The sequence below is a fragment of the Rhodococcus sp. IEGM 1366 genome (genome assembly GCF_033142425.1).
Taxonomy (GTDB): Bacteria; Actinomycetota; Actinomycetes; order Mycobacteriales; family Mycobacteriaceae; genus Rhodococcus_F; species Rhodococcus_F globerula.
Genome location: NZ_JAWLRZ010000010.1, coordinates 48,547 through 61,103, shown reverse-complemented (window position 1 = coordinate 61,103; position 12,557 = coordinate 48,547). Strand labels below are relative to the sequence as shown.

Annotated in this window: 10 protein-coding genes; 9 read left to right on the top strand and 1 reads right to left on the bottom strand. The window is 61.8% G+C overall.

What is annotated here, in order from left to right:
- Window positions 1-37: 37 nt before the first annotated feature.
- Window positions 38-1,276, bottom strand: coding sequence for an HNH endonuclease signature motif containing protein (locus R4P64_RS27650; RefSeq protein ID WP_317823427.1), 1,239 nt, complete (start codon window positions 1,274-1,276; stop codon window positions 38-40).
- A gap of 165 nt (window positions 1,277-1,441) precedes the next feature.
- On the opposite strand from R4P64_RS27650, the gene mftE reads away from it, so the two are divergent.
- From mftE to eutC, 9 genes are all read left to right on the top strand, one after another.
- Window positions 1,442-2,134 carry a mycofactocin biosynthesis peptidyl-dipeptidase MftE gene (gene mftE / locus R4P64_RS27645; RefSeq protein WP_033236972.1) on the top strand — a complete coding sequence of 231 codons (693 nt, stop codon included), beginning with the start codon at window positions 1,442-1,444 and terminating at the stop codon, window positions 2,132-2,134.
- A gap of 70 nt (window positions 2,135-2,204) precedes the next feature.
- A complete protein-coding gene (mftF, locus tag R4P64_RS27640) occupies window positions 2,205-3,602 on the top strand; it encodes a mycofactocin biosynthesis glycosyltransferase MftF (protein ID WP_033236971.1) in 1,398 nt (465 codons plus the stop codon).
- Window positions 3,599-5,086 (top strand): mycofactocin system GMC family oxidoreductase MftG, encoded by a 1,488-nt coding sequence (gene mftG / locus R4P64_RS27635; RefSeq protein ID WP_317823426.1) that lies wholly within the window; start codon window positions 3,599-3,601, stop codon window positions 5,084-5,086. Before mftF ends, mftG begins: the two co-directional genes overlap by 4 nt.
- A gap of 73 nt (window positions 5,087-5,159) precedes the next feature.
- Window positions 5,160-6,467 carry a helix-turn-helix domain-containing protein gene (locus R4P64_RS27630; RefSeq protein ID WP_033236962.1) on the top strand — a complete coding sequence of 436 codons (1,308 nt, stop codon included), beginning with the start codon at window positions 5,160-5,162 and terminating at the stop codon, window positions 6,465-6,467.
- A 165-nt stretch (window positions 6,468-6,632) separates the two neighbouring features.
- Window positions 6,633-8,156 carry an aldehyde dehydrogenase gene (gene adh / locus R4P64_RS27625; protein WP_033236961.1) on the top strand — a complete coding sequence of 508 codons (1,524 nt, stop codon included), beginning with the start codon at window positions 6,633-6,635 and terminating at the stop codon, window positions 8,154-8,156.
- Between the two features lie 58 nt (window positions 8,157-8,214).
- Window positions 8,215-8,787 carry a DUF779 domain-containing protein gene (locus R4P64_RS27620; RefSeq protein WP_033236960.1) on the top strand — a complete coding sequence of 191 codons (573 nt, stop codon included), beginning with the start codon at window positions 8,215-8,217 and terminating at the stop codon, window positions 8,785-8,787.
- A 112-nt stretch (window positions 8,788-8,899) separates the two neighbouring features.
- Entirely contained in the window at window positions 8,900-10,363 is a 1,464-nt protein-coding gene (gene eat, locus R4P64_RS27615; protein ID WP_411742711.1) for an ethanolamine permease, read from the top strand.
- The gene (locus tag R4P64_RS27610; protein WP_092801741.1) at window positions 10,360-11,772 is read left to right on the top strand and encodes an ethanolamine ammonia-lyase subunit EutB; all 1,413 of its coding nucleotides are present in this window, start codon (window positions 10,360-10,362) and stop codon (window positions 11,770-11,772) included. Before eat ends, R4P64_RS27610 begins: the two co-directional genes overlap by 4 nt.
- Window positions 11,769-12,542 carry an ethanolamine ammonia-lyase subunit EutC gene (gene eutC, locus R4P64_RS27605; RefSeq protein ID WP_095886672.1) on the top strand — a complete coding sequence of 258 codons (774 nt, stop codon included), beginning with the start codon at window positions 11,769-11,771 and terminating at the stop codon, window positions 12,540-12,542. The genes R4P64_RS27610 and eutC overlap by 4 nt, the downstream gene beginning before the upstream one ends.
- Window positions 12,543-12,557: the final 15 nt, after the last annotated feature.

The window sequence follows — 12,557 nt, the reverse complement described above, 5'->3', positions numbered from 1 at the left end:
CGGGGCGTGTTTGATCCCCGGTGCACACGGTGGTTTTTCAGGCCGCTGTTGGTGGTGTGTTCCCGGGAACGGGAACTTGATACGGATCCACGGACATCGGTGGATAGAACCGGGTTTTTCGATCGTCTCCGATATCCACGCGCCACTCGGTGTGATGCATCATCCGATGGTGGTGACCGCATAACAAGATCAAATTATCGAGATCCGTGGGGCCGTCATCGAGCCAGTGGATCAGATGGTGGGCGTCGCACCAGCCCGGTGGAGTGCCGCAACCGGGGAAGGCGCATCCACCGTCTCGCACCGTCAAGGCCCGCCGCTGCGGGACACTGGCAAGGCGCGCTTTCATACCGTGATTGAGCGGAACACCGTTGCTATCGAGAAGGATTCGGGTGACCTCGCAGTCACAGGCCAGCATCCGGGCAGTGTCGAGACTGATGGGGCCGGCCCAGTTGGTGATCGCGTACCCGAGTTCCTCGGTGGAAGGCAACATGTCTTTGAGGGCCTGAAGATCGGTCATGTCTTTTGCGGTGGCGGTGATCGTCAGGTGCGGTTTCACGCCACCTTCGACGGGACCGAGACCCGCGGCTTCGTAGCGGCGCAGCATTTCGCAGAACCCGTCGGCGCTTCGAAGTGCCGGGGTGCGTTCGTCTTTCACACCGTCCTTCTCCGGTGTGGGCGCCGAGAGGGCAGACAGTAGTGCGATGAGACGGGCACCGTTGACGGCGTCGAGGTCACCTTTCACGCTGACTCGCCCGTACAAACCGCGGGAGGCGTAGAACTCGTTGAGCTCGGAATCTTCACCGGCCGGCACTCCGTCGGCGCGGTTGCCGTACTGCTTCTGGATCCGTCTAATGGCCGCGCGGACGGAATCGCAGTCGGTGACCTTCTTCGAGGCGAGGGTCAGGAGGATGTCGCGGGCTTTCTCGACGTCGGCGAGGCTCATGTTCTTGGGCGGGTGCTGACAGAAGTGGGCAACCTGACGCGCTTTCAACGCATCGATATCACCGTCGTGAAAGGATTGTCCGACAACAGGTTCGAGCATGAATAACCGCGCCAGGCCGACAAGTTGGCTGCATTCGCCGATCTCGAGATTGGTGGACAGGTGCAGCCACTGTGCGATAGCGCGGAATCCTTTGCCGCCGAGGGTGTCGCGGGTGAACATTTCCGTGATCATCACAACCATGCGGGACTGCATCTCGTGCCGGGCGCGAGCGAGGTCGAGTACCTCGGTCTTGAGGCCCTCGCCGTCGTATTGCCACGCTTCCCGACTGTCCATGAACTAATTTTAGTCGAACATAATTTCGATTCCTAGGGACATATCGGACAGATTCCCGTCAATATTCTCGCGAGACATGTTGACTTGCAATAATATTCGATACATTGATACAAATCGGCCATGTGCGCTGCCCATGCTCGAACGGCCGACGAATATGATCTCATCATGACCGAAACCCGTGAACTGTCCGCTATCCCGAGCCCAGGGCTCGAGGGGTCTGCGCACACCGTCGTGGTTCCGGTCGGTTCTTTCGAGCAGCATGGCCCGCACTTGCCGCTGGACACCGATACCCGAATTGCGAGAGCGGTGTCGAACGAGCTTCCTGGCGTCGTGGTTGCCCCGGCCCTCGAGTACGGAGCGAGCGGGGAGCACGAGGGTTTTGCCGGGACGATTTCCATCGGCGCCGAGGTCATGGAAATGGTGGTTGTCGAGTACGGACGGTCGGCATTCCGGTGGGCGAAGCGGGTGCTGTTTGTCAACGGTCATGGTGGAAACGGTCCGGCGTTGGCAAAGGCTGTGGCGCTGTTGCGATACGAAGGCCGGGATGCAGCTTGGGTGCCTTGCGCGGTTCCGGGGGCGGACGCCCATGCGGGCAAGACAGAAACCAGCCTCTTACTGCACCTTTCGCCGGAATGTGTGGATATGAACCTGGCGGAGGTAGGAAATATTTCTCCTATCTCAGACCTGATGCCAGGATTGCGTTCGGGCGGTATGGTCGCTGTGTCGGATAACGGTGTTCTGGGTGATCCAGTTCAGGCAAGTGCCGTGGACGGCGCGCACATTTTCGACGAGTTGGTGCAACGTGTGACGGATGGACTGGCCCGGTGGAGTCCGGGCCCGGATGGGAGGCTTCGGTGATGGTTGTTACCGATGGGGGGCGGGCGATCTACCCGAACCGATTCGCGGTGTTTTCCCTGACGATCGCCTGATGCGACCCGCACGACTCCCCGACGGCTTCGGCATTCGGTTGGATCCCAAAGTTCGCACGTACTCGGGTGGCCGCGTGCTCATCGGCGGTTCGCCTACGCGCATGCTCAAACTGGCTCCGACAGCAGCGGCGATGATCGGCGACGGCTTCCTCGAGGTTGTCGACCACCAGAGCGCCGCGGTGGCGCGCCATTTGCTCGATTCGGGCGTCGCGAATCCTCGGCCCATGTCGACGCCGTCGGCGGCTGACGTCACTGTCGTGATTCCGGTCAAGGACAACGTTGCCGGCATCGAGCGGTTGTTGCCGGTGCTCAAGGATCTGGCAGTGATCGTTGTCGACGACGGGTCCGACGTTCCTCTCGATCCGCGGCGGGACTACCCGGGTACGGGAACTGTCACTGTTGTCCGGCACGAGTACGCGCGTGGTCCCTCGTCGGCCCGTAATACGGGATTGCGTTCGGCACAAACATGTTTCGTGGCGTTCCTCGACTCCGACGTCATTCCGCGAGCGGGATGGCTCGAGCTGATGCTAGGGCACTTCAGTGATCCTGGTGTGGCGCTGGTAGCGCCGCGAATTGTGGCCCTCGATCCTTACGGGACGTCACTGGCTCGGTATGAAAGTATGCGTTCCTCCCTGGATCTCGGGCGGAAGGAAGCCGCCGTCAAGTCCGGCAGTCCGGTGTCGTACGTACCCAGTGCGGCCATGATCGTGCGGCGCGACGTGGCTCTGGACTGCGAGGGATTCGACGAAAACCTCGAGGTGGCCGAGGACGTCGATTTCTGTTGGCGCCTGCAGTCAGCCGGCTGGCGACTGCGCTACGAACCGGTTGCCAATGTCGCCCATGACCATCGGGTTCAGTTCGGCAAATGGTTCAGCAGACGAGCTTTCTACGGAACCGGCGCTGCGCCGTTGGCTGCACGCCATCCGGGTTCGGTGCCGCCCATGGCGATGTCGGTCTCGACGCTGTTCGCGTGTGTTGCGGCAGCAACGCTCACCAAGTCGGGGTTGGCCGGAGCGCTCGGCGCTTTGCTGTTCACCGTGTTCCGGTTGCGGAAGATGTTCACTGGTCTGACGCAGCCGACGCGCATCGCGGCGATTCTCACTGCCCAAGGATTTGTGGGTGGGTTCTGGCAATTGGCGTCGGCGATGTGCCGTCACTATTGGCCGGTGACGCTGTTGGCGGTGATCAGCTCACGCAAGATCCGGCGATTGGCGATTGCCGCGGCAGTCAGTGAAGGGCTGGTGGACTGGTATCGGCACCGCGAGCCAGGTGGTTTGGGTCCGGTTCGGTACGTGTTGTTCAAACGGGCCGACGACGTCGCGTACGGATTCGGCCTGTGGCGTGGTGCGATCGAGGCGCGCGACCTGGCGGCATTGAAGCCCCGAATCACCAAGTGAGCGTTCCGGATCGCGCAGACTTCGTGGTGGTCGGTGGCGGCACCACGGGCTGTGTGGTCGCGGCGAGACTCAGCGAGGACCCGGCCGCGCAGGTGCTTCTTCTCGAGGCGGGAAGTGGATATCGTTCGACGGTTGATCTTCCGGGTGTCCTCGATGATCCGTATTTGCTCCCGGTGGGACCGGCTAGTGAACACACCTGGACGTATCCGGTCGAATTGACGCCAAGTCGACGTGCCACCGTCTCGCGTGGGCGAACTCTCGGTGGGAGCGGCGCGGTAAATGGTGCGTACTTCGCGAGGGCCACGCGCTCAGATTTTGACCTCTGGCCCGATTCCTGGAGTTACGAGAAGGTGCTGCCGTACTTCCGGAAGTCGGAGACCGATCACGATTTCGGCGGGCCGTATCACGGTGACAATGGTCCAATTCCGGTGCGTCGGCGCCAACTCGACGACATGCATCCATTCAGCAGTCGGTTCCATGACGCGGCACTTGCAGCGGGTTTCCCAGAGGACGCCGACAAGAATGCGCCGGATTCGAACGGCGTCGGCCCGGTCCCGTTGAATATCTCGGACCATCGTCGTATCAGTAGTGCGGTCGGCTACCTGTTGCCGGCGATGGGGCGTCGTAATCTCACCGTCGATGTCGGTGTCACCGTGCTGCGGATCGTGTTCTCCGGGACGCGGGCGGTGGGCGTCGATGTCCTCGACGGCACAGCGTTGCGGCGCATCCGCGGGCGCCACATCGTGGTGTGCTCCGGCGCGGTTGCCACGCCGCTCCTGCTCCTCAATTCCGGCGTCGGATCGGCTGATCAGCTTGTGGCTCATGATGTTCCGGTGGTGGTCGACCTTCCGGGCGTGGGGCAGGGTTTTGTCGATCACCCGGAAGTGCTGCTGCCTTACAGGTATTCGGTTCCGGAGGCATTGCGGCCGCAGACCCCGGTGCTGGAAATGGCTCTGAACGACGCGGACCTCGAAATACGTCCGTACACAGCCTCGTTCACAGATTTGGTACCCGGAATTCCACAGATGGATCATGGGATCGGAGTGGTGCTGATGGCTCCGCGCAGCCGCGGAACCGTCGAGCTCGATCCGAAGGCGCCCGGTGGATCGCCGCGGATTCGATACAACTACGTCGACTCAGCGCACGATCGTCGAGTCCTCCGGCGGGGAATGCAGATCGCGGAGGACCTGCTCGAAACCATTGCGAAGACCGGGATGATCCGGCGGCCCGAGATCGAATATTCGGACGAGTGGATCGAATCGCGGTTGGGCACGTCGCTGCACATGTCGGGAAGTTGCGTCATGGGTTCGGAGTTCGATCCGGATGCGGTTGTCAACGATCGATGCAGTGTCCTCGGCGTCGAGGCACTCAGTATTGTCGACACATCGATAATGCCGGTGATTCCCACTCGCGGTCCCCATGCAACTGCGGTGATGCTGGCTGAACGAGCAAGTGAACTGGTGCGTGACGCTGCGCGGGCGTGAAGAGCAACCGACCATCTTCACCATTGTGATGTGATCGGCACTACAGTGGCAGGGGAGCGGAGGAACGCAGAATATGGCACGTGAACAGGCTGTGTACGGCAACCCGTGGGTAGCAGTGCGGCCCGGAGATGACGTAGCGGTGCTGGCACGTCGACTGTCGAGTGCCCATCAATCCTTTATCGATGCCCACGACGGGGCTGCAATAGCGGACGATTCGCGCGTGCGGTCCGTTGTGCTCGAATCCTGGATGCGTAGTCGAAACAAGGGCGTCGATCCTGACGTCGTCGGTGCTCCGGAGATGCTCGAGGGGCTGGATCTCGAGAGTTATCGCTCGTCCCATCCCATGTCTCTCATCCGGCCGGTGGTTCGAAAACTGCTGGTAGAGGATGCAGCGGATACAGGCCTGCTGATCGCGATCAGCGACGCACACGGTCGGTTGCTCTGGGTGGAGGGCGACAGCGCCGCCAAGGATCGGGCACTGTCGATGAATTTTGTCGAAGGCGCCGACTGGAGTGAAGACCGCGTCGGCACCAATGCTCCGGGGACGGCACTCGCGCTCGATCATTCGGTACAGATTTTCGGTTCGGAGCATTTCAACCGCACCGTGCACGACTGGAGTTGTTCGGCCGCGCCTGTCCACGACCCCACGACCGGACAGATTCTCGGCGCCATCGACATCACCGGTGGACCTCGGGTTGCCGTCCCGGAAGTGTTGTCGTTGATTCGTGCGACGGTGGCCGCCGCCGAATCGGAACTGCGGTTCCACCTGCTCAACTCGCCGATCCCGCTCACTGCCTCAGCTCCGAGGCTGGAGACGTTCGGCGGCGGACGGCCGACTCTCGTACGTGGCGGTGAGCGGATTCCGGTCTCACAACGTCACGCCGAGATCCTGCTTCTGCTCGCGGAACATCCGGAAGGGCTCAGCGCCGATCACCTTGCGGTTCTCCTCGACGAAGGTGAATTGGACGGTGTCACTGTTCGCGCCGAGATGTCTCGCCTTCGTAAGGTTTTCGGCGCCGATCGGTTGGCGTCGAGGCCCTATCGCATCATTACCGAGTTCGCCACCGACGTCGACGACGTCCGCAAGGCTCTGGATCGCGGTGACGCAGCGACGGCCTTGCGCTTGTATTCCGGCCCGGTCCTGAGTGGATCCACCGCTCCGGGCATCGATGCAATCCGGGACGAACTGCGCACTCGGGTTCAGGCCGCGCTTCTTCGCGGCGGCGACGCCAACCTTCTCGCCAAGTGGACCACCTCGGTCCATGGCCGGGAGGATTCGGTCGTCTGGGAGGCGTATCTGTCGACACTCGACCCGAAATCTGCACTGTATTCGCAGGTCAAGGCAAAAATTGATCTTCTGGACCGGCAACTCGGCCTCTGAGGAACGGGCGCGTTGCACCGACCGAACGGGCGCGTTGCACCGACGCAACGTAGTTGCAACGTTGCAACTCCTAGTGTTGTGAATCACACCCCACCGGGGGGTGGGACTGCAGTCACCGATCTCGGGACTGTGCCCAGGAAGATCACGTTTACATAGGAGCTTGCAATGACCGTGTACGCCCGCCCAGGTACCGCCGACGCGATCATGTCCTTCCAGTCTCGATACGACAACTGGATCGGCAACGAATGGGTTGCTCCGGTCAAGGGTCAGTACTTCGAGAATCCGACGCCGGTGACCGGACAGAACTTCTGCGACGTGGCACGTTCCACCGCGGAAGACATCGAGCTCGCTCTCGACGCAGCACACGCGGCGGCACCGGCCTGGGGCAAGACCTCTGTTGCCGAGCGCGCAATCATCTTGAACAAGATCGCCGATCGCATGGAGGAGAACCTCGAATCCATCGCGCTTGCCGAGTCCTGGGACAACGGCAAGCCGATTCGTGAAACCCTCAACGCGGACATCCCGCTTGCCATCGACCACTTCCGCTACTTCGCGGGAGCGATTCGCGCACAGGAAGGTTCGCTCTCGGAGATCAACTCCGACACCGTGGCGTACCACTTCCACGAGCCGCTCGGTGTAGTCGGTCAGATCATTCCGTGGAACTTCCCGATCCTCATGGCCGTGTGGAAGCTGGCTCCCGCACTTGCTGCCGGAAATGCCATCGTCCTCAAGCCTGCCGAGCAGACGCCCGTCTCGATCCTGCACCTCATCGGCATCATCGGTGACCTGCTGCCTGCCGGTGTTCTCAACATCGTCAACGGATTCGGCGTCGAGGCCGGCAAGCCGCTCGCATCGAGCCCGCGCATCAAGAAGATCGCGTTCACCGGTGAAACCACCACCGGACGCCTGATCATGCAGTACGCGTCGCAGAACCTGATCCCGGTCACCCTCGAACTCGGTGGCAAGAGCCCCAACATCTTCTTCTCCGACGTGCTCGCCGCCAACGACGACTACCAGGACAAGGCGCTCGAAGGCTTCACGATGTTCGCGCTCAACCAGGGCGAGGTCTGCACGTGCCCGTCGCGTTCGTTGATCCAGGAAGATATTTTCGACGACTTCCTCGCAATGGCTGCCATCCGCACCAAGGCTGTGCGCCAAGGTGATCCGCTCGATACCGACACCATGATCGGCGCGCAGGCCAGCAACGATCAGCTCGAGAAGATCCTGTCCTACATCGAGATCGGCAAGGCCGAAGGCGCCAAGGTCATCACCGGCGGCGAGCGGGCTCAACTGGGCGGCGACCTCTCCGGCGGCTACTACGTGCAGCCGACGGTCTTCACCGGCAACAACAAGATGCGCATCTTCCAGGAAGAGATCTTCGGCCCGGTCGTATCCGTCACGTCCTTCAAGGATTACGACGAGGCCATCGAACTTGCCAACGACACCCTCTACGGTCTCGGCGCCGGCGTCTGGTCGCGTGATGGTGGAGTTGCCTACCGTGCGGGCCGTGACATCCAGGCCGGCCGAGTGTGGACCAACACGTACCATCAGTACCCGGCACATGCCGCCTTCGGTGGATACAAGCAGTCCGGTATCGGTCGCGAGAACCACCTGATGATGCTCTCGCACTACCAGCAGACCAAGAACCTCCTGGTCAGCTACGCGCAGAAGGCTCAGGGATTCTTCTGATCCTCGCTTCGCGCACCAGGTAAAGACAACACGAGAATACGAACACACGGAGGCTGGAATGGACGCTACTGATGTCACCGCAACTGATGACACGGCAGGCGTCGTTCCACCCCGTCTCGTGACTACCGCTGGGGCGGCTGATCTTCTGCGCCGCCTCAGCGGAAACCACGGCGAACTGATGATGCACCAATCCGGTGGATGCTGTGACGGCAGCGCACCGATGTGTTATCCCGCAGGCGAATTCATCGTCGGTGACCGTGACGTACTGCTCGGCGTCATCGATCTGCGACTTGGGGTCGGTGAGGTTCCGGTCGACCTGCCCGCGGGTACGGATGCCGTTCAGGTCTGGATTTCCGGATCCCAATTCGAAGCGTGGAAGCATACCCAGCTGGTTCTGGACGTTGTGCCCGGTCGCGGCAGCGGTTTCAGTCTGGAGTCTCCTGAAGGGTTCCGATTCCTCAGTCGAGCACGGGCTTTCACGCAGCAAGAGAACGATGCGCTCAACTCGTCCGCGATCTTGGTCGGCGCGCAGTGGGAGGCCGGGGTGCGTCCCCTTCCGCCAACAGTTCCTCAGGTTGTGGCCGAAGCGGTGGACGCTTGCCCGGTTCCGGGCATGGCCGGCCGAGCCTGAGCGTTTTACAGTCCCGTCATCGCCGCGGCGATTGCCAGTTACTTCTCACCCATACTGTTGAGCCACGCGGCGCCGGGCACTGGCGTCGTTGTATTCTTGACCGATTCAGAGGATGGACATGTCTCTTTCCGAGCACGTGCCGGACAAGTCGACGGGCGCGCACCACGACGGCGCCGATTTTCATGCAGAAGACAATTCGTATCTCGAAAAACGAACACTCCGCAAAGGCACGGCAGGATGGGTGCTGCTGGCCGGATTGGGAGTCAGCTATGTGATTTCCGGCGACTATGCCGGATGGAACAACGGACTGGCCGAGGGCGGATTCGGTGGTCTGTTGATTGCTGCCGTTGTCATCGCCGGCATGTACTTGGCGATGGTGCTGGGCATGGCCGAGATGTCGTCGGCTCTCCCGGCTGCTGGTGGCGGGTACACGTTCGCCCGTCGCGCCTTGGGTCCGTGGGGTGGATTTGCCACCGGCACTGCGATTCTCATCGAGTATTCCATCGCACCGGCCGCCATCGCGACGTTCATCGGTGCGTACGTCGAGTCGCTCAATCTGTTCGGAATCACCGACGGTTGGTGGGTCTACCTCGCGGTGTACGCGATCTTCATCGGCATTCACCTCACCGGTGCCGGTGAGGCGCTCAAGGCGATGTTCGTGATTACCGCCATTGCTCTCGTCGGCCTTGTCGTCTTTGCGGTTTCCGCTGTGGGACTGTTCGATTCGTCGAGTCTCACCGACATCGCCGTCGATACTTCCGCGGCCGGGTCGTCGTCGTTCCTGCCCTTCGGTTTGATCGGAATCTGGGCGGCAGTTCCCTTCGCGATCTGGTTCTTCCTTGCGGTGGAAGGTGTTCCGCTCGCAGCTGAGGAAGCGCGCGAGCCGGAGAAGAACGTCCCGCGCGGCATCATCATCAGCATGCTGATCCTGATCGTCACGGGCGCAGCCGTTCTCTTCCTGGCGACGGGCGCATTGGGTGCCGACGCGTTGTCCACGTCCGGAAACCCGCTGGTCGAAGCGCTCGGTGACAGTGGCGCCGCCAAGGTTGTCAACTACATCGGGCTCGCCGGCCTGGTCGCGAGTTTCTTCTCGATCATGTACGCGTACTCCCGTCAGACCTTTGCGCTCTCGCGTGCCGGATACCTGCCCAAGAACCTGTCGGTGACGAACAAACGCAAGGCCCCGACACTTGCGCTCGTAGTCCCCGGAGTCATCGGGTTTGCCCTGTCGCTCACCGGAGAAGGCGCGATGTTGCTGAACATGGCGGTGTTCGGCGCGGCTGTCAGCTACGTGCTGATGATGGTGAGCCACATCGTGCTTCGCAAGCGGGAGCCGAACATGCCCCGTCCGTATCGGACTCCCGGCGGAATTGCCACCACTTCATTTGCTCTTGTCGTCGCAGCGATATCCGTGGTCGCCACGTTCCTGGTCGATCCGATCGCAGCACTTCTCACGCTCGTCGCGTTCGGTGTTCTCATGGCCTATTTTGGTCTCTACAGTCGACATCATCTTGTTGCCAACTCGCCGGACGAGGAGTTTGCTGTACTTGCACAGGCGGAAGAAGAACTGGAATGAGCATGTACCACCAACAGGTTTCGGGCACGACTTACTCGTTCGAGAGTCTCGTCGACCTCATGGCCAAGGCGACACCACTTCGATCAGGTGACGAACTGGCCGGTTGCGCGGCGCACTCCGACGCGGAACGCGCTGCTGCCCAGTGGGTTCTGGCAGATCTTCCGTTGAAAGTATTTCTGGAAGATCTCCTGGTTCCGTACGAGGACGACGAGGTCACTCGGCTCATCATCGACAGTCACAACCGTCTGGCATTCCAACCGATCGCGCACCTGACCGTCGGCGGCTTGCGGGACTGGCTCCTCGAGACTGCGTCGGCGCCAGGTGCCGCGGCACAACTTGCGGCGGTGAGTCCTGGCTTGACCCCGGAGATGGTAGCGGCGGTCAGCAAGATCATGCGTAATCAGGATCTGATTGCGGTCGCGAAGGCGATCAACGTCACCGCAGGCTTCCGGACCACCATCGGTCTGCCTGGTCGGCTGAGCACCCGGCTACAACCCAACCATCCCACCGACGACCCGCGGGGAATCGCCGCGGCCACGCTCGACGGTCTCCTCCTGGGTTGCGGCGACGCCGTCATCGGGATCAACCCGGCAACGGACTCTCCGCAGGCCACATCGGACCTGTTGCACCTCCTCGACGACATCCGGCAGCGATTCGAGATTCCGACACAATCCTGCGTGCTCTCCCACGTGACCACGACGATCGGACTGATCGAATCCGGTGTACCGGTCGATCTCGTCTTCCAGTCGATTGCCGGCACCGAAGGCGCCAATTCCGGCTTCGGAGTGAATATTCCGCTGCTCCGAGAAGGTAACGAAGCCGGTCGGTCCTTGAACCGGGGGACTGTCGGGAACAACGTCATGTATCTCGAGACCGGGCAGGGTTCGGCGCTCAGTTCCGGCGCTCACCTCGGAACCGGCGGCGCTCCCGTCGATCAACAAACTCTCGAAACGCGCGCGTACGCGGTGGCCCGCGACCTCGAACCACTCCTGGTCAACACCGTCGTCGGATTCATCGGGCCTGAGTACCTGTACGACGGTAAACAGATCATCCGAGCGGGCCTCGAGGATCATTTCTGCGGCAAACTGCTGGGACTGCCGATGGGCGTTGACGTGTGTTACACCAACCACGCCGAGGCCGACCAGGATGACATGGACAACCTGTTGACCCTGCTCGGCGTGGCGGGTGCGGCATTTGTGATCGCGGTTCCCGGGGCGGACGACGTGATGCTCGGGTATCAGAGTCTGGCATTCCACGACGCGTTGTACGTGCGCCGGGTGTTGGGGCTGCAACCTGCCCCGGAGTTCGAGGCATGGCTGCACGGATTGGGGATGACGGACGGAGATGGACGATTATTGCCGGTAGACGCCTCCCTCTCGCCGCTGCGAGCACTGACGGTGAACCGATGAGCGACGACGCGGCACCGGTTGTCGATTTCTGGAGTCCGCTCCGTTCGACAACACAGTCTCGAATCGGGTTGGGCCGCACCGGAGATTCGTTGCCCACCACACGAGTGCTCGAGTTCAAAGCCGCTCACGCTGCCGCGCGGGATGCCGTTCACGTACCGCTCGATTCTGAGATTCTCGCTCGACGGGTCGAAGCCGTCGGAATCGGAGCGCCCGTGGTGGTCACCAGCGGTGCGTCCACCCGGAGCGAGTACTTACGCCGACCCGATTTGGGACGCCGGCCGGCTGATCTGCGTGCGATCGAAACGTCGGACCAGGACATTGGATTCATTCTCGCGGACGGACTTTCACCGCGCGCCCTCATGGATCACGGTGAGCAGTTGCTCGCGGCGCTTGTTGCCGTGCTGGGAACGACGTATTCGATTGCGCCGCCCGTCATCGCGACCAATGCGAGGGTTGCGTTGGGTGATCACATCGCGGCGGCGATGGGTGTGCAGACTGCGGTGGTCCTGATCGGCGAACGGCCCGGACTCTCGGTTGCCGACAGCGTCGGGATCTATCTGACCCATCTTCCTCGAATCGGACGCACTGACGCGGACAGAAACTGCATCTCCAATATCCATCCACCGGAAGGTCTGGGCTACGAGCAGGCAGCCCGCGTTGTCGCGGGTTTGGTGGCCGGTGCCCGGAAGCTGGGGCGTTCCGGTGTAGACCTCAAAGACACGTCGCGGGCAGACCAGTTGGCATCGGGTGAGGTGCTGACCCTCGAGTAGTGCCCAGAACAGTGC